Source organism: Paenibacillus mucilaginosus 3016 (genome assembly GCF_000250655.1).
GTDB lineage: Bacteria > Bacillota > Bacilli > Paenibacillales > NBRC-103111 > Paenibacillus_G > Paenibacillus_G mucilaginosus.
Genome location: NC_016935.1, coordinates 5,495,420 through 5,519,642, shown reverse-complemented (window position 1 = coordinate 5,519,642; position 24,223 = coordinate 5,495,420). Strand labels below are relative to the sequence as shown.

Here is a 24,223-nt window from a genome sequence, read left to right as displayed (position 1 = left end):
CCTGTGGATACAAGGAACGGATCGGAAATTGCAATCGTGGGGATGAACTGCCGGTTCCCGGGAGCCTCAGGAATCGATGCGTATTGGAAGGCACTGAAGGAGGGCAGGGAGAGCATTACCTTTTTCTCCGACGAGGAGCTGGTGGAGAGTGGGGTGCCTGCTTCCCAGCTCGGCCACCGCAATTATGTCAAGGCCGGCTCGGTGCTCGAGGGCATCGACCGGTTCGACGCTTCGTTCTTCGGCTTCACCCCGCGCGAAGCGGAGATTCTTGACCCCCAGCACCGGCTGTTCCTTGAGAACTGCTGGGAAGCGCTGGAGCTGGCAGGGTACGCGCCCGAGAAGTTCGGGGGACGCATCGGTGTCTTTGCAGGCGTCTTCACAAGCTCCTACCTGTTCAACCTGTACACCCAGCCGGGGCTTGTGGAGTCGGTAGGCGAGCTCACCGTGCGGCACGGCAATGAGAAGGATTACCTGGCGACCCGGGTCTCTTACAAAATGAACCTGAAGGGGCCGAGCGTCAGCGTCCAGACCTCCTGCTCCACGTCGCTGGTGGCCGTGCATATGGCGGTGCAGAATCTGCTCGGCGGCGAGTGCGACATGGCGCTCGCAGGCGGTGTCTCGGTGGTCGTGCCCCAGAAGAGCGGCTATCTCTACCAGGAGGGCGGCATTCTTACGCCGGACGGGCACTGCCGTCCGTTCGATGCGAAGGCGAAGGGCACGATCTTCGGCAGCGGCGTAGGGGTCGTTGTGCTGAAGAGGCTGGAGGATGCCCTCGAGGACGGGGATACGATCTATGCCGTCATCAAGGGCAGCGCGATCAACAACGACGGAGCGGATAAGGTAGGCTTCACCGCGCCGAGCGTGAACGGGCAGGCGGAGGTGATCGCCGATGCGATGGCGATGGCCGAAGTGGACCCGCGCAGCGTCGGCATGATCGAGGCGCACGGCACGGGCACGCCGCTCGGCGACCCGATCGAGATCTCCGCGCTGACCCGCGTCTACCGTTCCGCTACCGATGACCGCAATTACTGCGCGATCGGCTCGGTCAAGTCGAACATGGGGCACCTCGGCGCCGCATCCGGCGTCGCAGGTCTCATCAAAGCGGCCTTGTCGCTGTACCACAAGCAAATTCCGCCCACCCTGCACTTTGAGGAGGCGAATCCGAACATTGACTTTGCGGGCAGCCCGTTCTTCGTGAACACGGAGCTTCGCGACTGGGGCCAGCCCGACGGATCGCCGAGGCACGCCGGAGTCAGCTCCTTCGGAATGGGCGGGACGAACGCTCATGTGGTACTGGAGGAAGCTCCGGTGCCGGAAGCCGCAGAGGACCAGGCGGAAGCGGGGAGAGAACCGGAAGAAGATCAGCTGCTTATCCTCTCGGCTCATACGGACTCGGCATTGGACACGGCGATTCTGCAGCTGGGGACTTATTTCGATAGCCACCCCGGAACCCATCTCCGGGATGCGGCTTACACGCTGCAGGTTGGCCGCCGGGAGTTCGGCCGCAGGGCGGTGCTGGCAGCCCGCACGGCGGCCGAAGCGCTCGATATTCTGCGGAGCCCGGACAGCCGCAAGCTCTGGAGGGGACGGGCGGCCGGGGGCAGGAAGCTCGCCTTCGTCTTCCCGGGCCAGGGCTCACAGTATGTCGGCATGGCTCAGGAGCTGTATGCGTGCGAGCCGCTCTTCCGTGAGACGCTGGACCTGTGCGCCGAGCTGCTTCTTCCCGAGCTCGGCACGGATCTGCGGGCGCTGATCTATCCCGAATCGGGCGGGGAAGAGGCGGCACTGAAGCTGCAGATGACCTCCATCACCCAGCCGGCCCTGTTCGCCGTGGAATATTCACTGGCGAAGCTGCTCATCTCCTGGGGTCTCGAGCCGGAGATCATGCTCGGGCACAGCATCGGCGAATATACCGCAGCCGCACTCGCCGGCGTCTTCTCACTGGAGGACGCGCTGCGGATCGTAGCGGTCCGGGGCCGTCTTATGCAGAGCATGCCGGCCGGGGCGATGCTGTCCGTACCGCTGCCCGAGGCACAGCTGCTGGAGCGCATGAGCGGCAGTCTCTCCCTGGCCGCCGTGAATGCGCCGGGGCTGGCCGTGGCCGCCGGACCGGCGGAGGAGATCGAAGCCCTGCGGGACAGGTTGGCGGCTGAAGGGATCGAAGGCCGTCTGCTGCATACGTCCCATGCGTTCCACTCGGCGATGATGGACCCGGTGCTCGAAGCGTTCGCTGACGAAGTGGCCCTTGCCCAGAGGCGTCCGCCTTCCAAGCCGTTCCTCTCGAACCTGACCGGGTTGCCGATCCTGCCGGAGGAAGCCGTGGACCCGCAGTATTGGGCGCGTCATCTCCGCGGAACGGTACGTTTCTCGGACGGTGTGCAGACGCTGCTGGCCGATCCGGATCTGCTCATCGTGGAGGTCGGGCCGGGACAGGTGCTGACCGGTCTTGTGTGGCAGCATGAACAGGATGGCGGCAGTCCTGTCGCGGTGCCGCTGACCCGGCATCCGAAGGACCGCCAAGGGGACCGCGCCGTGCTGCTGCAGGCGGTGGGACGCCTGTGGATCGAAGGCGCCGCCCCCGACTGGGAGGCGCTGCACCGCGGAGCGAGAGCCCAGCGGATTCCGCTTCCGACGTATCCTTTTGAGCGCAGCTCCTACTGGATCGATAGGCATGCGGCCGGTCTGCCGCAGGCCGCTGCAGCGCAGCCTTCCGCTGAGGTGCCGGCCGAAGGGCGAATCTTTGCCGGCGTATGGAAGCGTACGCCGAACGTGCCGGTACCTGCCGCAGATGCTGCCGGCGGCTCCTGGCTGCTGCTGGGCAGCCCGCAGGGAACGCTCGTGCGGCTGATCGGGGATGCGCTCGGCAAGCGCGGGGTGACCCTGTTCTCCACTGACGGGACCGAACCGGCGCAGGTGCTGCAGCGCTATACGGCGGACACCGGCGGCCTGCCTGCCCGGATCGTCTTTGCCGCAGAGGGAACCGCACCGGATGCAGCGCGGCTGGAAGCGCTGGGCGAGGCGCTGCGCAGCCAGGCGCCAGCCGGCATCCCCCGCGTGAGTGTTGTGACCGCGGGCGCGGTGAACGCTTCGGGGGCCGAGATCCCTGAAGCGGATCGTGCCGCAGTCCTTGCGGCCGCCCGCGACTGGGCGGAGCGCCTGCCGGAAGCGGAATTCCGCCGCCTAGACGTACAGGCGCCGACAGAAGACGCCGCTGCGGCCCGGATGGCATCGCGCTGGGCGGATGAGCTTCTGGCGGAGGGTCTGCCGGAAGCGGAAGCAGCCTACCGCGGACTGCACCGGTACGTGCCGGCACTCGAAGAGGTGCGCACAGAGGGCATGGACGCGGTGGCCGATCCGGCAGCCGATGGGGGAGCCATCGTCTTCACAGGCGCGCCCGACGCGCTCAAGCTTCAGTTGGCCGAGCGCCTGGCGGACCGGGGATACCGGCAGTTCGTCTTCCTGGTACCGGCGGACTATCCGCTTGAGGAGTCTGCGCTGCCGGGGATCGGGAACGGTCCCGAGGCTGCTGCAGCAGCGGAGACCCCGGAGCCGGCACCGGCTGCCGAAGCAGGAGATTCTGCAGATGCGGCTGCCCGGCTCGCTGCAAGGGGGGCGGCTCTGGCGCTGGAGCCCACGGCTTCAGGCTCGCCGGAAGCGCTGGCCGAGGCCGTACGGCGGGCGGCTTCGCGCTTCGGCCCGGCGGCCGGCCTGGTCATCGGGCCGGCCTCTGCCGAAGAAGCGTACTCCGGGCTGCTGTCGCTTCTGCCGTTCCTTGAGGCCTACGCCCCGTCGTTTACCTTGTGCGTCAGCGAACGGCCTGCCGTGATCTCTGCGCAGGAGGAATCCCCGCGCCGTGCGGAGGCACAGCTCGGCGCCTTGGCCGAAGGGCTGCATCTCCGCAGCGGACTAGCCGTGACAGCCGTCCGGCTCGACCGCCGGGAGTGGGAGGCGGCCGAGCAGGCGGCAGCTCTCGCCGGTCTGCTGGGGAGCCCGCCGGCACAGGCCGCAGCGGCCGCACGCAGGGAGCTCGCGGAAGACCGGATGCCGGGCCTTGCAGCGGCATCGGCGCTGCAGGCCTCGGCCGAAGCGGGTGATACCGCAGCCGCCCCTGAGCAGGGAAGCGCACCGTCCAGTCCGGTGCCCCGGTCCGTCGAGGAGGAAGTGACCGCGATCTGGGAGAGCTGTTCGGTATTCACCCGATCGGCCCGGACGACGACTTCTTCGGACTCGGCGGCAACTCGCTGCTCGCCATCCAGCTGTTCTCCCGCCTGCGCAGCCACTACAATATCGAGCTGCAGCTGGAGAACATGTTCGACGAGCCGACGATCGCGGGCCTGGTAAAGCAGGTGAACGAGGCCCTTGCCGCCGCTCCGGCGGAAAACGGGAATCCGCAGCTCCATGCGGAAGCGCAGGCGGTGCAGCCGCCGGTACAGGAGCAAACGCAGGGAGCACCGGCTTCGCCGCCGGAGCAGCCGTCGCCTGCAGGACAGGAGGAAGACCAGGACGAAGTGGAACGGCTTCTGCGGGAGCTGGAGGGGCACTCGCTCGAAGAGATTGAGAAGGAACTGAACAACCTGCAGGGCTAACAGGCAGAAAGGAGCATCACGGCATGAGAATGCGGACGTTCGGTTTATGGACGGGTTTTGCAGCGGTGCTTTGCTTGAATACCGCAGTCCTCTTTGCAGCCGGTCAACCTGCCGCCGGACTTCCCGCGCTGGCGTCGGTGTTTCACCCGTTCGATGGAATTTGGACCGATCTTCGGGCGGACGCACGGGAGGCGGAGGGCCGTAACCGGACCCTGGAGGGACTGGGCGGCGGAGTCCGGATTGCCTTCGAGGCGGACGGGACACCGCACGTGAAGGCGGAGACGGACCGTGACGCCTGGATGGCGGTCGGGTACCTGCACGCCTCCTTCCGGCTGCATCAGATGGACCTGATGCGGAGGCAGGCGGGCGGTAGGCTGGCCGAGGTCACCGGACGGTCCGCCCTGGCCTCGGACACCTTCCAGCGGCAGCTCGGCCTTGCCCGCCACGCGGAGCAGGCGTGGAACGGACTGAAGCCGGACAGCGAGACCCGGCAGATTCTGGAGGCTTATGCGGAGGGGGTCAACGAAGTGATCCGGGAGCAAAAGGCTTCCGGAACGCTGCCCTCGCTCTTCAAGCTCATGGGCTATGAGCCGGAGCCGTGGAAGGGGCAGGATACGCTGCTGCTGACGAATCTGCTCTCACAGATGATGTCTTTCAGCAAGCTGCCGGTCTATTATGCGATCTGGTCGGAGACGCTCGGTTACGAGCGGACCATGGAGCTGATGCCGGTCCTGCCGCCGAACCGTCAGTATCCGTTCGTTGCGGCAGCGCCGGCAGGCGCACCGGGAGCCTCTTCAGGCGGGCATACCGGATCCGGCGTCAGTGCGGGCGTTTCCGCGTCCGGCGCTGACGCACCGCTGCTGGCGGCCCATCTGGAGCTGCTCCATACCCTGGAGTCGCTTCCCTCCATGGCCGTGCACGAGAATCCGAGCAGCAACGGCTGGGCGGTCGCCGGTTCGAAGAGCGCTTCCGGGAAGCCGCTGCTCGCCGGAGACCCGCATCTGGATTACTCGATCCCATCGATATGGTTCGAGGTGCATGTGGACTCCCCGGGCTTCTCCTTCGGGGGCGGGTCGGTTCCCGGCATACCCGCCGTGCTGGTCGGGCGCAGCGCATCCTCCGCCTGGACGATGACCAGCGGACAGAACCAGCAAACCTTCTACTACGAGGAGAAGACCGATCCGGCCAAGCCGGACCACTACTACTGGAGAGGGGAGTGGAAGCCCTTCGAGGTCCGGGAAGAGACCGTGAAGATCAAGGGCGGCGCATCGGAGACGATCCGGATTCTCTCTTCCGTGCACGGTCCCATCCTTATCCAGGAGGGCCGGACGCTGGCGGTGGATTGGCTCGGCTCCGTGCCGTCGCTCAACATGGCATCGCTGACCGGCATGCTGCGGGCCAAGTCCTTCGGCGAATTCAAGGAAGTCCTTCGGCCGATCACGGCTCCCATGATGAACTTCCTCTATGCGGACGCGAAGGACATCGGAGTAATCACGGCAGGCCGAATTCCGACGTTTCCCGAAGGGACGAAGCCCTGGCTGCCGATGCCGGGCAGCGGGGAGCATGACCGCACCGGCTGGGTGCCTTACGAGCAGAACCCGCAGAGCCACAATCCGCCGGACGGCGTAATCTCCTCGGCCAACCAGCGCCAGACGGGCGCCGCTTACCCGCATTACCTGGGGACCAGCGCTTATTTTGACCCGGGCTACCGGGCGGGCCGGATCTACAAGGAGCTGGCGGAGGCGGGCAAGGTGGACTCCGATACCTTCAAGCTCCTTCAGCATGACACCTATGATCCGCTTGCTTCGGCGGTGGTCCCAAGGCTGCTGGAAGCGCTGGAGGGAGAGACGCTGAGCGGCGTGGAGCGCCGGGCGGCCGCCGAACTGCAGCGGTGGAATTACAAGGCGGAGGAGGGCTCGTCCGCCGCTTCCGTCTGGTGGGTGTTCTGGGAAAAGTACCTGCAGGAGACGTTCGGTCCCTGGTGGGAGAAGCATTCGGTTCCCGTGAAGGAGCATCCGGGGCTGGCGGTATCGCCGAAGAAGCCGTCGCTCGTCATGAGCCTGGAAGCCTGGACGCTGAATGACCCGGGGAATCCGTACTTCTCGAATCCGGTAACCGGAGAAAAACGAGAGGCTCCTCAGGTGATGCGTACGGCCTTCCGCCAGGCGGTGGAGGAACTGAGAGGGAAGCTGGGCGGGGATCCACACCAGTGGGCCTGGAGCCGGCTGCACACCCGGCACTTCCCGGCCCTGACCCGTATCCCGTCCCTGGGCTACGGGCCCCAAGGATCGGGGGGCAATCTGTACTCGCTGGATTCCGTCGGAGTCAGGGAATCGGTGCACGGCCCGACATGGCGCATGATTGCCGACTGGGGCAGCGGCCGTACGCTGACGAGCTATCCCGGCGGGCAGAGCGAGAATCCCGGCTCCCCCTGGTACCTCAACCGGATGAATCCCTGGTGGGAAGGACAGTACAATGAGTTCCTGCTCTTCGACCAGGCTTCGGCAGGCGGGAATCCCGTCTGGACGCTGGAGCCAGGAGGGAGGAAAGCCCCATGAGGAGATCGGAAAGGGCGGGAGTACAAGGAATGGGGAAACGAATGATGAAGGGGGCGGCATGGCTGCTGGCCTCCACTGCCGCCATGCTGCTCGTGACCGCCTGGATGGACTGGTACATGACCTTGGCCGCCGGGGCTCTCTTGGCTCTGGTCCGCAGGAGCCGGCCCAGCGGGCTGGCTCGCCTTCGTGAGCGGAGGGATCGGCTGGATCGGTCCCGTCCTCTTCCTGGCGGACCCTACGGAGCTCTTCGTCTTCACGGAGCGGATCGGCGGAGCCTTCGGGCTGAGCGGCATGGCCGCCTCCGCCGCCGTCCTGCTGCTTCCCTTCGTGCTTGGGGGGCTGCTGGCCGCCGGCGGCAGCTGGCAGGTCCGCCTGGCGGCCGGGCTGTGGGCGCAGCGGCAGCAGGGTCATCACCGGCCGCTGCAGCCAGTTGCGGCGCCGGAAGGGAAGCTGCAGCTGAAGGGAACCGAGTAGAAACAATCACCGACTAATTCAACGGAAAAGGATGTTGGAATGATGAATGGAACTGTAACGCTGGAACGTGTATCCCGCAATCAACCGCTGCCGCTCTCCTTTGACCAATACCGGCTGTGGTTCCTCCATCAGCTCGACCCGGACAGCATTCACTACAATATCAACAAGGCGTTCCGTTTCCGGGGGCCCCTGCAGCATGAGCGGTTCGAGAGTGCACTGAACCGGATCATCGCCCGGCATGAATCGCTGCGCACCGTCTTCCGGTTCGAGGGGCAGGAGCCCTGCCAGGTCATCCACGGAGAGCTGCGCCTGTCGATGCCGATCACAGACCTGCGCGCGCTGCCGGAAGAGCAGCGGGAGGCGGAAGCCGTCCGGCTCATGAATGCGGAGGCCGAGGTGCCGTTCCGGCTGGATACCGGTCCGCTGCTTCGTGCCCGGATGTACCGGCTTGGTGAAGACGATCAGCTCATCCTCTTCACGATCCACCATATCATCGCCGATTTCGGCTCCCTCGGGAAGATCATCCAGGAGCTCGCGCACTTCTACACCGCCGAAACGAAAGGAGAGGCCGGCGAGCTTCCGCCGCTCCCCGTACAGTTCGCGGATTATGCTTACTGGCAGAAGGCGAAGATGCAGGGGGAACAGTATCACAAGCAGCTGAATTACTGGAAGGAGAAGCTGGGCGGCGAGCTTCCGGTGCTGCGGATGCCGATGGACCGGCCGAGACCTCCGGTGATGACGTACAACGGGGACAACGTTCAGATAACCATCCCGAAGGAGCTGACGGCACGGCTGGGTGAAGTCAGCCGCAGGAACGGGGTCACCCTGTTCATGACGCTGTTGGCCGCGTACCAGACGCTGCTGTACCGGTATACGGGGCAGGAGGATATCTGCATCGGCACACCGATCAGCGCACGGACCCAGCCGGAGCTGCAGGGCGTGATCGGCCAGCTGATCAACACGCTCGTCCTCCGGACCTCCCTCGAAGGAGAGCCGACCTTCGCCGAGCTGCTGAAGCGCACGCGCAAGACGGCGTTCGGCGCGTTCGCCCACCAGGACATCCCGTTCGAGAAGCTCGTGGAAGAGCTGCGCACGGAGCGGGACATGAGCCATAACCTCTTTTTCCAGACGATGCTCATGCATCTGAGCGCTCCGGTGGAGGACATCCAGCTGTCGCCGGATATCTCGATCGAGCCGTATGAGTTCCAGAAGAAGACGTCGACCTTCGAGCTCAACTTCACGATTACGGAGCAGAACGGCGAAATGCTGGGCTCCATGGATTACAACACCGATCTCTATAACCGAGCGACGATCCAGCGTCTGCTGGGCCAATTCCGCAGCCTGCTGGAGGCTGTTGCCGACGATCCGCAGCGGTCCATCGCCGATCTCCCGATTCTGGAGGAGGAAGAACGGAGCCGGATTGTGGATGTATGGAGCGGCAGGCAGGCGGCCCGTGAGCTGCCTCAGGCCTGCATCCATGAGCTGTTCTCGGAACAGGCGGCCCGTACGCCGGAAGCCCCTGCCGTCCGGCACCGCGGGCAGATGTGCACGTACAGGGAGCTCGAGGAGCGGTCGAACCGGCTGGCTCATTATCTCATCGGCCGGGGGGCGGGACGCGGCAAACTCGTCGGGCTCTGCATGGAACGCTCCATCGACATGGTGGCCGGCCTGCTCGCCATTCTCAAGAGCGGCGGGGCTTATGTGCCGATTGATCCGTCGTATCCGGAGGAGCGCCAAAAGCTTATGCTTCGCAGCTCGGGGGCTGAGCTTCTGCTTACGGTGGAAGCGCACGCGGATCGGCTGAGGAAGGAAGACTGCGCTGTTATCGCCGTCGATACGATGCGGGAAGCGATAGAGAGTGAGTCGGCCGTGCCTCCGGTGACCGGAGTGCAGCAGGACGATCTCATGTATGTTATTTATACGTCCGGTTCGACCGGAACGCCGAAGGGCGTCATGGTTTCGCATAAGGGGGTGGTTAACCACTGTGCAGGTGTCACCGAGCTCTTCGGTCTGGAGGCGCAGGACCGGGTACTGCAGTTCACCTCGGTCAGCTTCGACGTGGCGGTGCAGGAGATCTTCCCGGCCCTGCTTGCCGGCGCGGAGCTGGTGCTCTGGAAGGATGCCTATCTGACAGAAGGGGGGGAGTTTTTAGATTGGATCGGTGAGCAGGGCATTACGGTGCTTAACCTGACGACGGCTTACTGGAACAGTCTCGTCTCGGACCTGCAGCATGGACGCGCCGGGCTGCCTCAGGACCTGAGGCTGGTTATTGTCGGCGGGGAGAAGGTGTCGCCCGAGACCTATTCCGCCTGGAAACAGGTGACCGGCGGCAGGGTGCGCTGGATTAACGACTACGGCCTGACCGAGACGACCATTACGGCCGCGATGTTCGAACCCGAAGCGGGTTGGGAGCCGGGGCACATCGTGCCGGTCGGCCGTCCGCTGGCGGGTATGGAGATCTACATTCTGGACGGGAAGGGGCAGCCGGTACCCACCGGGGTATTCGGGGAGCTGTACATCGGCGGCACCGGCGTCGCGCTGGGCTACTGGGGACAGCCGGAGTTGACCCGGGAGCGGTTCGTGCCGCATCCGCTGCCCGGCGGTACGGGGGCGAAGGTGTACAAGACCGGGGACCTGGCCCGCTTCCTGCCCGATGGGCAGGTGGAGTTCCTCGGCCGTCTGGACCACCAGGTGAAGATCCGCGGCTACCGGATCGAGCTCGGCGAGGTTGAAGCGGCGCTTGCCCAGTACGGCAAGCTGGCGCAGGCGGTGGTGCTGCCGCGCAAATCGCCGGCCGGAACTACACAGCTCGCAGCCTATATCGTGCTCAGCGAACATACGGTCAGCATCGACGAATTGAAGGCATTCCTGAAGGGCAGGCTGCCCGATTACATGGTGCCTTCCCACTATGTCGTGCTCGATCACATCCCTCTGACGGTCAACGGCAAGGTCGATACGGCCGCTCTGCCGCAGCCGGAGCAGCTGCCGTCATCGGTTCGGGAGTATATCGCCCCCCGCACGGCGTCCGAAGAGACAGCTGCCGCGATCTGGGGAAGCATTCTCGGGATACCGAACATCGGAGTCCTCGACAGCTTCTTCGAGCAGGGCGGCAACTCGCTTCTGGCGACGCAGGTCATCTCCCAGGCGAAGTCACTCTACGGCTGCACCATCCCGCTGCGCACCCTGTTCGAATATCCGGTACTGGCCGATTGGGCGGAGCAGGTGGATCGGATCCGGGGCGGCGAGCGGGATACGGAGCGGTGCCTTGTGAAGATCAACCGGAAGGGCAGCCGGATTCCGCTCTTCTTGATCCACCCGGTCGGGGGGAGCATCACCTGCTATTTCACTCTGGCGCGTCAGCTTGGTGAAGACCAGCCGTTCTATGCCCTTCAGGCTCACGGTGTGGTGTCCGAGAACTCTACGCTCGATACGGTGGAGAAGATGGCGGACCATTACATTCACGAGATCCGGCAAATCCAGCCTCACGGCCCGTACCGTCTGGGCGGCTGGTCCATGGGCGGGTTCATTGCCTACGAAATCGCGCGGCGGCTGAAGCAGGAGGGGGAGGAAGTGATCCAGCTGGCGCTCATTGACAGCTACCTGTCGAAGACAACCGAGGTGGATGCCGAGACCATCCTCTACAACTTCATCCGCCAGCTGGCCGCAGGACCGGGCAAGACGATCTCGGACTCCATCATGATCTCCTGGAAGTCCCTGAATCTGGATCATGCCGGCATGTGCCGGGAGCTTCAGAACCTGGGTCTGCTGCCCGAGGGCACCTCGCCGGAGGAAGTGCGGCGCCTGATCGAGGTATATACGACCACGGTCAAAGCCTTCAAGAAATACATGCCGTCCCCGCCGTCCAAGCTCGATATCGAGCAGGTGCAGCTGTTCCGTGCCACGGATTCCCACGAAGAGGAAGGAATCTGGACCGAGCTGGTAACCTCCTTGTCTCTGCATCACGTGGTCGCCGACCATTTCTCGATCGTTCACAGTCCGGAAGTCGGCCGCCTGATCGACCGCACGCAATCGTACTCGCACATCGTCTAGCTTTCGCCCACCTGAAATGCCGATTTCGACCAGCTGCCGGCTTCCCCAGCGAAGCCGGCCCTGCTTCCGATGCACGTCCGTCCGGTTCGCTTCGAAGGTTCATTTCGGAAAGGCTCATTTCAAACCGCTTCGAATTTTTCATTAGAATTCAATAGAATTCAATAGAAGCAATGCTATGTGGGAGGAATTGCAATCATGATTTTCGTTTTGAAATTAACGGGATACTTTCTGCTGTGGACCCTTTATTCGTTCACCATGCATCGTCTGGCCCATATCCCGCACAAGAAAAATTTCCTGCACAAAATTCATATGGCGCACCACCGGTACAATTACGGGGACTCGAAGTGGCCTCCGCTTGCGGATTTCTTCTTCTGGTTCGGGGGCTGGAAGGAATCGCTGGACGTCTGGCTGACCTTCACGCTGCCGATCGTCGTGCTGGCGTTTTTTGATCCGACGTATGCGCTTATTCTTTTTATCTTCCACTATTTCTATGAAATCTTCCTCTCCCGCAATGTGCTGGACCACAACCCGAATATCACCGGACGGATCACGAACATCATTCCCGTGGGTACCTTTCATCTCAAGCACCACAAGCATTACAGATGCAATTACTCGTTCTTCATCACCTTGTGGGATTATCTGTTCCGCACCAATGACGCGCATGTGCTGGGCGCGAAGCGCAATCGTAATACGGTAACCGAGGCCGCTGGAACGTACGGCAAGGCCGAGCAGGCAGAGAACGGAGGATGAGTGAATGAGTGACCTGGAGAAAAAATTGGCGGCCCTGTCCCCGGAGCAGCGCAGACTGCTGGAACAGCGGCTGAAGCAGAAGGCGGCGGGGGAGCGTACTCCGCCGCAGGAGACGGAGGACGGACTCACGGACGGAGCGACGGGCCGCTTGCAGGAAATGCCGGGGAAAGCGGCAGCGGATGGAACAGGGGGCACCGCACCAAGCGGCAATCCGGTCCGGTCAGGATCAGGCCCCGGGGAGGGGATGCAGTTCTCCCTGATCTTCTTCTCGGGTGACGGCTCCAGTACGGCCGGAGACAAGTACCGCCTGCTGATCGAGAGTGCGAAGTTCGCTGACCGCCACGGGTTCTCCGCCGTGTGGACGCCGGAGCGCCACTTCCAGGCGATTGGGGGTCTCTATCCGAACCCGTCGGTGCTCAGCGCCGGTCTGGCTACGATCACAAGCCGCATCCAACTGCGCGCGGGAAGCGTCGTGCTGCCTCTGCATCACCCTCTGCGTGTGGCGGAGGAATGGTCCGTCGTGGACAATTTGTCCCAGGGCCGGGTGGCGATCTCGGTGGCGACCGGATGGCATCCCGCGGATTTTGTGCTCAACCCGGATATTTATGAAGACCGCAAGCAGATCATGTTCGACAACCTGGATCTGATCCGGCGGCTGTGGCGCGGCGAATCGGCACGCTTCAAGGATATTGCGGGCGGAGAGGCGGAGGTGAAGGTGCTCCCGAGACCCGTACAGCCCGAGCTGCCCATCTTCTGCACGGCGTCCGGCAATCCTGCGACATGGATCAAGGCGGGAGAGCTCGGCGTCAACATCCTGTGCTCTCTGGCGAACCATCCGGCCGATGCGCTCAAGGAACGGATCGAGCTGTACCGCTCGAAGCGCCGTGAACATGGGCATGACCCGGATGCCGGGATCGTGTCGGTCATGCTGCACACGTATGTGGGAGAGACGGACAGCGGGGTGAAGGAGCAGGTGCGGGGACCGCTGCGCGATTACCTGAGCACCTTCCTCGGCCAGTACGATACGCTCAATCCGTACAAGGACGACAACGCGGCGGTCAAGGATGTACTCGATAACGAGAAGGAATCGCTGATCACCTTTGCGTTCGAGAAGTATTTCCAGATGAGCTCCCTGATGGGCTCCAAACAAAAATGCGCGAAGATGATCGAGCGGCTGCAGAAGCTTGGGGTGAACGAAGTGGCCTGCCTGCTCGATTTCGGCCTGGAATTCGAACAGATCATGCAGGGCCTCGAGCATCTGAACGAGCTGAAATCCTGGTTCACCCCGGTTCAGGAGACGGTCTCCGTCTGATCTGAGCCGATCATACTCCAAGCCTCTCTTCCCTCATCCAGGAGGCAGACATCCAGGAAGGTGATGTTGTGAAACAAGTCGAATTGCAGCATGAAACGATAGCCCTCCAGCAGGAGCAGGGGCTGTGGAAGGACGGCAATTTTTTGAAGCTGTGGACGGGGCAGTCCCTGTCGATGTTCGGTTCGCAGATTACGACGATGGCGCTTCCGCTGGTCGCCGTCATGACGCTGAACGCCACCCCGTTCCAGATGGGCGTGCTGCATGCGGCCGAATATGCCCCGTTTCTGCTCTTCGGACTGATCGCCGGCGTCTGGGTGGACCGGCTGCCCAAACGGCCGCTGCTGATCGCCGCCGATCTCGGGAGGGCGCTGCTCTTCGGACTTATTCCGCTGCTCGCCCTCTTCGGATCGCTGAATATCGCGCTTCTCTGTACGGTTGCATTCCTGGCGGGCATCCTGACCACCCTTTACTCCATAGGCTACCAGTCCATCCTGCCTTATATGCTTGGGAAGGGGCAGCTCATCGACGCCAATGCCAAAATGGAATTCAGCCGGTCGGTAGCCGGTGTGACGGGGCCGGGGCTCGCAGGACTGATGGTGCAGTGGATGACCGGCGTGTTCGCGATTGTGCTTGATGCGCTCTCCTTCGTGGTCTCGGGCATCCTGACGTCAACCGTTTCCGTAAAAGAGCCCCAGCCGAAAAAGGAGGGACAGGCGAATGCCAGCGTATGGAAGGACATGGGGGAAGGGCTCCGGATCGTATTCGGAAGCCCCTGCCTCCGGTCCATCGCAGCCTGCTCGGCCACCACGAACTTCTTCCTGAACATGACCCAGGCGATCCTTATCCTGTATGCCACAAAGGAGCTCGGGTTCACACCGGTGGAGATCGGCCTGCTCATGACGCTGAGCTCCAGCGGTGCCGTACTGAGCGCCCTGATGAGCAGCCGGCTGGTTGCCCGCTTCGGCTTCGGCCCGGTCATCACCGGTTCGGCATTCTGTCAAGGCATCGCCGGCCTGTTCCTGTTCGGCGCCGCCGGGGGGAAGACGGCAGCCTTCACCATGCTGTTCATCTCCATGTTCCTGATGGGGCTCGCCACGACGGTCTATAACGTGGCCCAGGTCAGCTTTCGCCAGTCGATCACCGAGCCCGAGCTGCTTGGACGCATGAATGCCACGATGCGTTTTATCGTGTGGGGCGTGATCCCGCTGGGCGCTTTTGCCGGGGGCTCGCTCGGTACCTGGATCGGCCTGTATCCGACCATCCTGACGGCGGTCTGCGGGGGAATGCTCTCCTTCCTGTGGGTATTCCTGTCCCCGGTGAGAACCGCAGCCGACGGCCGTACGAAGGGGGCGGATGCGTAATGGTCCTCTCGTTATCGGAGGAAAACCGGAGCGGCCCGTACGCAGGCTATGAGGTGATCCCTCTGAGAGTCACCTGGCGGCATTATATCAACTACAGCTACTTGATCATCGACCGGGCTACGGGGCAGGCTGCGGTGGTCGATCCGGCCTGGGAGCCCGAGACAATTCTGGCCGAACTGGACCGGCAGGGAGCGGTCCTTACTTCCATCCTGCTGACACACGCTCATCATGATCATGTGAATCTGGTGGGTGACCTGTGCAGCCGGTTCACCGGACTTGCAGTGTATATGATGGGCCGGGAGTGCGACTTCTACGGATTCAGCGCTCCGGGTCTGCACCGGTTGGAGGATGAGGATACCCTATGGATCGGAGCTACGCCGGTCCGCTGCTATTTGACGCCGGGACATTCGGCGGGCGGCGCCTGTTATCTGCTGCCGGACAGCCTGTTCAGCGGCGATACGATCTTCATCGAAGGCTGCGGGATGTGTGCAGGAGCCGGCAGCGACCCGGATCAGCTGTATCACAGCGTGAAACGGATGCAGCGGCTTGTCCCGGATGATGTAAGGGTGTATCCGGGTCATTCCTACGGGGCGAGGCCCGGACAGACCATGCGATATCTAAAAGAGAATAACATTTACTTTCAGATCGAGTCGCAGGAGCATTTTGTCCGGTTTCGGATGCGCAAGAACCAGACGAATCTGCTTTCTTTCAAGTGAAGGTGCAAGATCACGTAGCAAAACCGCTGTTTCCTTCAGCGGTTTTGTTTTTTACTAAATCCTTCCTGCCAGCGAGGAGATATCTTTTTGAAAGCGACCTTTATGCGAAGCATAACGGAGCGCAAAAAGATATGCCCGAGCACTTGATATGCCCGAGCCCTTCCAATTCCTGCCGGGTGTCAAGCTTGTCCTTTTCGGGGTAAACACTCATAACACGAACAACCTGAAAACAACCCCAGACCTGGAAAAGGGAGGAACAAGCATGCAGTGGAAAGGGAGACAAGGCAGCGCGAATGTCGAAGACCGCAGAGGCATGGGCGGCATGGGAGGAGGGAAGATGATCGGCGGCGGGATCGGCGGCATCATCCTCGTGATCATCATCACGCTGCTCGGCGGCGGGGGTCCCGGAGATATCATGAGCGCGATTACGGGGGGCGGGAACGGCTCCACCGTCGTGTACCAGGAGTCGGCGCAGGACAAGGAGCTCGCGGAGTTCGTCTCCGTCGTGTTGGCCGATACCGAGAAAACATGGGATGAGATCTTCCGGCAGGAAGGCCTGGATTACAAAGAGCCGACGCTCGTGCTCTACTCGGGCAGCGTGGAGTCCGCGTGCGGCGTCTCCGGGGCTTCGGCCGGCCCGTTCTACTGTCCAGGGGACCAGAAGCTGTACATTGACCTGAGCTTCTATGATGAGCTGCAGCAGAAGTTCCAGGCGCCGGGGGATTTTGCCATGGCCTATGTCATCGCCCACGAAGTGGGTCACCATGTGCAGACGCTGCTCGGGACGACCAACAAGGTGATGCCTCTCCGCCAGCAGCTCAGCGAGGCGCAGTTCAACCAGTATCTGGTCCGATTCGAGCTCCAGGCCGATTATTATGCGGGCGTCTGGGCAAGAAGCGCGCAGGGGCAGCAGCTGCTGGAGGAAGGCGATCTGGAAGAGGCGCTGACGGCGGCCAGTGCCGTTGGGGACGACACGATCCAGAAGAAGGCGCAGGGCTATGTGGTGCCGGAGAGCTTCACCCACGGCACGTCCGCCCAGCGGAAACAGGCCTTCTACGAAGGCTTCCAGTCCGGTAAGCTTGGCGGGATGAACCCGATGGCTGCGGGGAATGCCTCCGGCTGGTAAGCGGCCAAGATGATGCAGGGAAGGGAGGGAATCGGCAGACGATTCCCTCCTTTTCGCTATACACACGCCTATGGACATTCCTGGAAGGAGACGGACACCCTGCGTCGAAGATACATAAACGATGGATAAGCAGGAAAGCAGGAGAGGAGTAGGATCAGCTGAATAACCTAAGGTCCGGAGGAGAAAAGATGGGAATGAGGATCGACGCACACCAGCATTATTGGAGCATTGCACGCGGGGATTACGGGTGGATCACCCCGGAGCTCCCGCTAATGAACCGTGACTATCTGCCGGAGATGCTGGAAGCCCACTTGAAGCGGCATGGCATCGATCGCACGATTGTCGTGCAGGCGGCGCAGACGGCGGCCGAGACGGAATATTTGCTGGAGCTGAGCGAACGGACGGAGTCGATTGCGGGCGTGGTCGGCTTGCTGGACCTGTTCGATCCCGGCCACCGGGAGCTCTATGAGAAGTTCAGGGGGCATCCGAAATTCGTGGGCTTCCGGGTCATGATCCAGGAGATGGAGGATGCATCCGCAGTCCTGGAAGACGGCTTCGTGGAAGGATTGACCTACTATGCGCAACTTGGCGTGCCTGTCGACCTGCTCGTGCTGCCGCATCAGCTTGATGTGCTGATGGAGCTGGCCGACCGGGTGCCGGGACTGCGCGGCGTGATCGACCATCTGGGCAAGCCGCCGATCGCTTCAGGCAGGCTTGATCCTTGGAGGGAGCAGCTGACGCGGCTGGCCGCGCATCCGAACCTGTACTGCAAGCTCTCCGGGATGGTCACCGAAGCGGACCACAAACAGTGGCGCACGGGGGATTTTCTCCCTTATGTCAGGCATATCGTGGAGGCGTTCGGCACGAAGCGCATCCTGTTCGGGAGCGACTGGCCCGTATGCCTGCTCGCGGCGGATTACGACCAGGTCGTGGAAGTGCTCGAACGGTCGCTGCCGCAGGGCCTGACGGAAGAAGAGCGGGCAGATCTTTACGGGAACAACGCGGCTGGGTTCTATAAGCTGGGAGCAAAGTGAAAAAATGTACGTAAAAGACCGCTCTCTCAGAGGGCGGTCTTTTGGGATGCACTTCTTCGAAAGGCCCCCGATCAGGGGGAATTCGTATGTATCTTATCGTGCCGCTTCCCGGCACAAATGCTCTCCTAACGAGCCGCCTTCCCAGGGCAGGCCGCCCGGCCGGTGAGCTTATGGGGATGGCGGGGCCACCTTCGACTCCATGAGCCGCACCCATTCCCTGGCCGCGAACGACATGTATTTATCCTTGCGCCAGATCATGGAGAGCCGCCAGGGAATGGACGGCCGCACGACGGGCACGGAGGCGAAGCGCCGGGGATCGAGCCGCCGGCAGACGCCCTCGGGCAGCAGACTGATCCCGTATTTGGCCGCGACCATCTCCGTCATGAAATCCCACTGCGAGCTCTCGAAGACGATCCGCGGCTCGAACCCGGCAGCCCGGCACCGGTCCTTGATGAGGTGATGCAGCGTAAAGTCCTCGCGGAACATGATAAAAGGCTCGTCCTCCAGCTCCTTAAGCGTGACGGCTTCCCGGCCTGCCAGAGGGTGCCCCGCGTGGGCCACCAGATGAAGATCCTCGTGGACGCAGGGGAGAATATGGAACCGGTCTTCTTCCTTGACGGGCAGGATCACCAGACTGAAATCCAGCTCTCCCTGGAGTACATCCTGTTCCAGACTTTTTCCGCCCTGCTCCAGGACGTGCAGCCGGATGTCCGGGTAGTCCGAGAGGAAGCTCTCGATGATCGAAGGCAGGAAGTACCCGCCGGTCATCGGCGGAATACCAAGGCGCAGGGTGCCCTTGCGGAGCGTGGTGACCTCTTCGAGATCCGTCGTGAGAAGCTCCACGGATTGGAGAATCCCTTTGGCCGACTGGAGTATGCTTCTGCCGGCATCGGTCAGCTCAATCTTCTTGGCAGAGCGGTCGATGAGCTGGACGCCCAGATCCTCCTCGAGCAGGCGGACCATTTTGGACAGGGAGGGCTGGGTAATATGAAGGCTGCGAGCGGCCTGGGTGAAGCTTCCGGACTCGGCTACAGCCACAAAATACGTTAATTGCTTAAGGTCGATCATGCAGGCTCCTTGTGGTGAACGGAAGATATGGACAGAGTGATGTATAGTGAAAAGGAATGTAACCTATGCGATATATGTATTTTACCTATACATCCGGGTGGAGTAAACTAGGCACTGATCCAAATTCAACAGAAATCAGGTGCTATCATGAACCACACAGTCCATTCCTTCTCCACCGCTTTAACCACGCGGCCCGCTTCGGCGTCCCTGACCATAAAAGACTCGATCGTTCTGCCTCCGGATACCAACCATCACGGCACGATCTTCGGCGGCAAGCTCATGGCCTACATCGATGACGTCGCTACCATTGCCGCTACCCGGCATGCCCGCCGCCCGGTCGTTACGGCTTCCACGGATTCGGTGGACTTTCTCCATCCCGTGAAAAAAGGCGATGCCGTCAGCCTCTCGGCCTTCGTCACCTGGTCGCACAAGACCTCAATGGAAGTGTTCGTGCGGGTCGTGACCGAGGATCTGCTGACCGGTGCCCGCAAAGTGTGCGCCACCTCGTTCCTGACCTTCGTTGCCCTGGGCGAAGACGGCAGACCGACGGAGGTGCCGGGGGTGCTCGCCGAAACGGATGAGGAGCGGCTGCTCTACGAGACCGCGGCCGAGCGCAAGGAAGCGCGGAAGATCCGCCGGGGGGAGAGCAAGCATTTTGCCGACTTCATGGGCACGGAATGCTCGGTCCGGGAATCGAAAGCGGAGCGGAAGCCGCGCCGTTCGTTCAACCGGGAGTACGAGAGCGCCTGGGAAGCGGAATGGTAAGAAGAAGGTGGCAGGCAGCAAGAGAAAGACAGGCTCCGGTAAGCCCCTGAACGTGGAGTATCCTGCCTGACCCGGTTACGAATATTCCCTGGGAAATCATGGGGGTTCCGAAGCCCGGTACAGCTCCGGCTGCTCGGGCGGGAATCGAACCAAATAACAACTGCGCTGCTGCGGCGCAGTTGTTTTGCTTTTCCGCAAGAGCTGCATGGATGGCAGCGGGGCAGCGTCCTGCATCAGATCCGTCAGCCGCTCCAACCGTCCTTATTCCCGCTATCAATGATGCAACCCGCAGATACACTTGAATGAAATATACTTGTTTGCACGGATTTTATTTCTTTTTTTACCAGTTCAAAAAAAGGAAAGGGACATTACTAAAAGCCGACGCTGCGAAGGGCGCTGCCCCAGCAATGTACTCTGTAAAGGAACGCCTACCCGATCAAGATCGCGTTCCTGTTCTCTTCCGCCCACTCCCGGAACGGGGTCAGCCGCACACCGTAGGCTGCAAGCTCCCCGATCGGCGCCCGGTGGCCGATGTCGTTCAACCACTCGTCCTCCCGGACCAGCGCCCGCCCCTGTGCCCGGGCTTCGTCGTAGGACAGGAAGACGGCGGTCACGGTGCGGCCCGTACGCCGGAAGCCCCTGCCGTCCGGCACCGCGGGCAGATGTGCACGTACAGGGAGCTCGAGGAGCGGTCGAACCGGCTGGCTCATTATCTCATCGGCCGGGGGGCGGGACGCGGCAAACTCGTCGGGCTCTGCATGGAACGCTCCATCGACATGGTGGCCGGCCTGCTCGCCATTCTCAAGAGCGGCGGGGCTTATGTGCCGATTGATCCGTCGTATCCGGAGGAGCGCCAAAAGCTTATGCTTCGCAGCTCGGGGGCTGAGCTTCTGCTTACGGTGGAAGCGCACGCGGATCGGCTGAGGAAGGAAGACTGCGCTGTTATCGCCGTCGATACGATGCGGGAAGCGATAGAGAGTGAGTCGGCCGTGCCTCCGGTGACCGGAGTGCAGCAGGACGATCTCATGTATGTTATTTATACGTCCGGTTCGACCGGAACGCCGAAGGGCGTCATGGTTTCGCATAAGGGGGTGGTTAACCACTGTGCAGGTGTCACCGAGCTCTTCGGTCTGGAGGCGCAGGACCGGGTACTGCAGTTCACCTCGGTCAGCTTCGACGTGGCGGTGCAGGAGATCTTCCCGGCCCTGCTTGCCGGCGCGGAGCTGGTGCTCTGGAAGGATGCCTATCTGACAGAAGGGGGGGAGTTTTTAGATTGGATCGGTGAGCAGGGCATTACGGTGCTTAACCTGACGACGGCTTACTGGAACAGTCTCGTCTCGGACCTGCAGCATGGACGCGCCGGGCTGCCTCAGGACCTGAGGCTGGTTATTGTCGGCGGGGAGAAGGTGTCGCCCGAGACCTATTCCGCCTGGAAACAGGTGACCGGCGGCAGGGTGCGCTGGATTAACGACTACGGCCTGACCGAGACGACCATTACGGCCGCGATGTTCGAACCCGAAGCGGGTTGGGAGCCGGGGCACATCGTGCCGGTCGGCCGTCAGCGCGGCTGCCGCCTCCTCCATCGTCGGCGCCTCCGAGGCAAGCTCGATCGTCCGGCCGCGGCAGCGAAGGCGCCGATGTCCCGGACCGCGATGAACTGGACGCGAGTATCCGGCCGGAGGGCGGTAACCAGCCTGCCCTGTACGAGATCGGGGTACAGGAAGGAAACCATCGGAGGCGTGAAGTTCTCCATGAACATCGTCGGCTTCAGGATGGTGTACAGGGGGAAGCCGGCCTGGCGAACCGCTTCCTCGATCCGCCACTTGCTTTCCCAGTAAGCGTCGTTCCAGTAGCCAGTGCCGGCTTTGGGCATCTGCCTGTGGCCGCCGGCGGCAGCCACGCTGGTCTGGATGAAGTGCCGCACACCGGCCCGCCGGGCCGCCTCGATGAGATGGACGGCGTACCGGTATTCGCTGCCGGGTTCATCGTGAACCGGGACCGGAATGGCGAACACGCCGTACACCTTCTCGAGGGCGGCTTCCAGGGAGCCGGGCTCGGACAAGTCGCCGGTCCGCACCTCCGCCCCCAGCTCCTCCCAATCCCGTGCTTTGCGGGGATCCCGGACCAGGACCCTGACCCTGCGGCCCTGCTGCAGCAGCAGGCGGGCCGCGGCCCCTCCCTGCGCTCCGGTCGCCCCGATCACCAGGATCAGCCCTTCGTCACCTGCGGTAGTTTTGATCTGCGTCGTCGTCATTTGAACATTCCTCCTCGGTTGGTTCCCTTCTCAGGAACACAACCTACCTTAGCCGACGATGACGTCTGCCGACAAAGAGCGGGAATCCCCGTGTGGAGTCTCCTGACTCCAAAGACGGTCTGCGGGGGCAGGGGGAGCTCCGGATCCCGTATTCTGGCTGGATTTTTCTTGACCGGAGGCGGCTTGGGGAGTAAGATAAACTTTCTGCTCAAAATCCAAATGGGAGATTTGCGGCCGTTCACCGGCTCTAATAGCGGAAGACAGAGTACAGGTGCCGAGGGGTTCCGATGACTCCGGACGCTCCCGAATTTCAACAAAGGCTGCGCTTCAAACTTGTTCCAGCCGACTTTAAGCGATATAATGGACAAGGAATTATGCAGTCCGATCGAGTACATATCATGTTGAAAGTGAGCGGGATCAGTATGGGCCGTAAGTGGAACAATATCAAAGAAAAGAAAGCATCCAAGGATGCCAGTACGAGTCGTATATATGCTAGATTCGGCCGCGAGATTTATGTTGTGGCCAGACGGGGCGAGCCCGATCCGGAATCGAACCGCGCCCTGAAGGTGGTTCTGGAGCGTGCGAAGACCTATAACGTGCCGAAGGCGATCATCGACCGTGCGCTGGAGAAGGCCAAGGGCGGCGGCGAGGAGAACTATGACGAGCTTCGTTACGAAGGCTTCGGCCCGAACGGCTCCATGGTGATCGTGGAGGCGCTGACCAATAACGTCAACCGGACGGCCTCCGAAGTGCGCGCAGCCTTCACGAAGAATGGCGGCAGCCTTGGCGTGAGCGGCTCGGTAGCCTACATGTTCGACGCGACCGCGGTTATCGGCCTGACCGGCAAAACCTCCGACGAAGTGTTCGAGATCCTCGTGGAAGCGGAAGTCGACGTCCGCGACATCGTGGAAGAGGATGATGCGGTGATCGTCTACGCCGATCCGGAGCAGTTCCATGCCGTACAGGAGGCGCTCAAGAATGCCGGCGTTGCGGAATTCACCGTGGCCGAGCAGACGATGCTCGCCCAGAATTACATCACGCTCCCTGCCGATGCGCAGGGCCAGTTCGAGAAAATGATCGATGTCCTCGAGGACCTCGAAGATGTGCAGCAGGTCTACCATAACGTGGACTTGGATGAAGAATAGAACGGATATGAACCGGCGGCTCTCACTCGATGGAGGCTGCCGGTTTTTGTGCATACGAAGACGGAGGTTGGCGTGAGAGAGGCCCGGAACACAAATAACGCCCTTCCGGCTTCCTGCGGGAAGCGAAAGGGCTGAGAAGTTTGCTTTCTCGGTAGATGCAGCATGTACAGTGGTGTGAGAGGAGGGGGGCAGCCGCCCCCTTCCCGCTCGTTCTGCGGCGGTTGTTACTTAAAATACTGCAATAATAAGGGCGCAAGTGCTGCAGCTGTTAGGATATACTTTACTGGAATTGCGATAAAAAGACCTCTCCACTTGATTTTGATCATACCCTCATCTCCTCACTTTTCAAAAAAGTACACGTCCCAAGACGGTTAAATATTGGATGGGAGTGGGGCACAATTGAAGTGTAACCCGTTTTGGCCTTTTCTATACCATCATCGGGATTCAGCCGCCCTTACTCCTGCAGGGAAATCCTATGGTATCTCCGCTTCCTGTGTTGTAACATGAGGCTGAAGAAGACCTATTATGAACCCCAAGGAGGCCCTTGTAATGCTTATCGGAATCCCAAGAATTCTGTCCCCGGAACTGCTGAAGGTGCTCATGGAGATGGGCCACGGCGATGAGATTGTGCTGGCGGATGCCAATTTTCCCGCTGCCAGCGTGGCTCAGCGGCTGATCCGATGCGACGGTCATCCGATCCCGGAACTGCTGGAAGCGATCCTGCAGCTGATGCCGATGGACACGTATGCCGAGCATCCCGCTGCGCTTATGGAGGTTGTGCCGGGAGATCCGGTCGAAACGCCGATTTGGCAGCGCTATCAAGAGCTGATGGAGGGGCCGCTGGGCGGGAGCCCGTCCTTCGAGAAGCTGGAACGCTTCGCTTTCTATGAACGGGCCAGGGGGGCCTACGCGGTTATCGCGACAGGGGAGTCGGCGCAGTATGCCAATCTCATCCTCAAGAAGGGGGTCATCAGAGCACAATCCCACAAGTGAAAAAGTCACCCCAGCGTTAGCAGCGCTTTCA

16 protein-coding genes and 1 pseudogene are annotated in these 24,223 nt (G+C 61.9%); 15 read left to right on the top strand and 2 right to left on the bottom strand.

The window, feature by feature from the left end; translation table 11 throughout:
* The first annotated feature begins 3 nt into the window (after positions 1-3).
* The 11 genes from PM3016_RS41175 to PM3016_RS22455 all read left to right on the top strand — a co-directional run bounded on the left by PM3016_RS41175 (position 4) and on the right by PM3016_RS22455 (position 17,967).
* The gene (locus PM3016_RS41175; protein WP_337999606.1) at positions 4-4,341 is read left to right on the top strand and encodes a type I polyketide synthase; all 4,338 of its coding nucleotides are present in this window, start codon (positions 4-6) and stop codon (positions 4,339-4,341) included.
* Entirely contained in the window at positions 4,242-4,586 is a 345-nt protein-coding gene (locus tag PM3016_RS40070; protein WP_337999640.1) for an acyl carrier protein, read from the top strand. Before PM3016_RS41175 ends, PM3016_RS40070 begins: the two co-directional genes overlap by 100 nt.
* Positions 4,587-4,609: 23 nt before the next feature.
* Positions 4,610-7,144 carry a penicillin acylase family protein gene (locus tag PM3016_RS22495; protein ID WP_014371058.1) on the top strand — a complete coding sequence of 845 codons (2,535 nt, stop codon included), beginning with the start codon at positions 4,610-4,612 and terminating at the stop codon, positions 7,142-7,144.
* A 186-nt stretch (positions 7,145-7,330) separates the two neighbouring features.
* A complete protein-coding gene (locus PM3016_RS40065) occupies positions 7,331-7,618 on the top strand; it encodes a hypothetical protein (RefSeq protein ID WP_238540292.1) in 288 nt (95 codons plus the stop codon).
* Between the two features lie 39 nt (positions 7,619-7,657).
* A complete protein-coding gene (locus PM3016_RS22485) occupies positions 7,658-11,668 on the top strand; it encodes a non-ribosomal peptide synthetase (RefSeq protein ID WP_238540291.1) in 4,011 nt (1,336 codons plus the stop codon).
* Between the two features lie 195 nt (positions 11,669-11,863).
* Positions 11,864-12,418, top strand: coding sequence for a sterol desaturase family protein (locus PM3016_RS22480; RefSeq protein ID WP_014371055.1), 555 nt, complete (start codon positions 11,864-11,866; stop codon positions 12,416-12,418).
* Positions 12,419-12,422: 4 nt separating this feature from the next.
* Positions 12,423-13,730 (top strand): LLM class flavin-dependent oxidoreductase, encoded by a 1,308-nt coding sequence (locus tag PM3016_RS22475; RefSeq protein ID WP_014371054.1) that lies wholly within the window; start codon positions 12,423-12,425, stop codon positions 13,728-13,730.
* Between the two features lie 68 nt (positions 13,731-13,798).
* Entirely contained in the window at positions 13,799-15,091 is a 1,293-nt protein-coding gene (locus tag PM3016_RS22470) for an MFS transporter (protein WP_014371053.1), read from the top strand.
* Positions 15,091-15,807, top strand: coding sequence for an MBL fold metallo-hydrolase (locus tag PM3016_RS22465; protein ID WP_013918849.1), 717 nt, complete (start codon positions 15,091-15,093; stop codon positions 15,805-15,807). Before PM3016_RS22470 ends, PM3016_RS22465 begins: the two co-directional genes overlap by 1 nt.
* Before the next feature lie 262 nt (positions 15,808-16,069).
* Positions 16,070-16,933, top strand: a complete 864-nt coding sequence (ypfJ, locus tag PM3016_RS22460) for a KPN_02809 family neutral zinc metallopeptidase (protein ID WP_041619219.1) — start codon at positions 16,070-16,072, stop codon at positions 16,931-16,933.
* 188 nt (positions 16,934-17,121) lie between these two features.
* Complete coding sequence (locus tag PM3016_RS22455; protein WP_014371051.1) at positions 17,122-17,967, top strand: amidohydrolase family protein; 846 nt, start codon at positions 17,122-17,124, stop codon at positions 17,965-17,967.
* Positions 17,968-18,135: 168 nt separating this feature from the next.
* Here PM3016_RS22455 and PM3016_RS22450 read toward each other — a convergent pair whose 3' ends face one another.
* A complete protein-coding gene (locus PM3016_RS22450) occupies positions 18,136-19,035 on the bottom strand; it encodes a LysR family transcriptional regulator (protein ID WP_013918845.1) in 900 nt (299 codons plus the stop codon).
* A gap of 147 nt (positions 19,036-19,182) precedes the next feature.
* Between PM3016_RS22450 and PM3016_RS22445 the strand changes: the two genes are divergently transcribed.
* Both PM3016_RS22445 and PM3016_RS22435 read left to right on the top strand, forming a co-directional pair.
* The gene (locus PM3016_RS22445; RefSeq protein WP_013918844.1) at positions 19,183-19,800 is read left to right on the top strand and encodes an acyl-CoA thioesterase; all 618 of its coding nucleotides are present in this window, start codon (positions 19,183-19,185) and stop codon (positions 19,798-19,800) included.
* Positions 19,801-20,462: 662 nt separating this feature from the next.
* Positions 20,463-21,266, top strand: a pseudogene (locus PM3016_RS22435) (AMP-binding protein); the annotation flags it as partial.
* A gap of 92 nt (positions 21,267-21,358) precedes the next feature.
* On the opposite strand, the gene PM3016_RS37540 reads toward PM3016_RS22435, so the two are convergent.
* The gene (locus PM3016_RS37540; protein WP_238540290.1) at positions 21,359-22,054 is read right to left on the bottom strand and encodes an SDR family oxidoreductase; all 696 of its coding nucleotides are present in this window, start codon (positions 22,052-22,054) and stop codon (positions 21,359-21,361) included.
* A gap of 422 nt (positions 22,055-22,476) precedes the next feature.
* Here PM3016_RS37540 and PM3016_RS22425 point away from each other — a divergent pair, with 422 nt between their 5' ends.
* Both PM3016_RS22425 and PM3016_RS22420 read left to right on the top strand, forming a co-directional pair.
* Entirely contained in the window at positions 22,477-23,199 is a 723-nt protein-coding gene (locus tag PM3016_RS22425; protein ID WP_013918840.1) for a YebC/PmpR family DNA-binding transcriptional regulator, read from the top strand.
* Between the two features lie 549 nt (positions 23,200-23,748).
* Positions 23,749-24,192, top strand: a complete 444-nt coding sequence (locus PM3016_RS22420; RefSeq protein ID WP_014371048.1) for an RbsD/FucU family protein — start codon at positions 23,749-23,751, stop codon at positions 24,190-24,192.
* Positions 24,193-24,223: the final 31 nt, after the last annotated feature.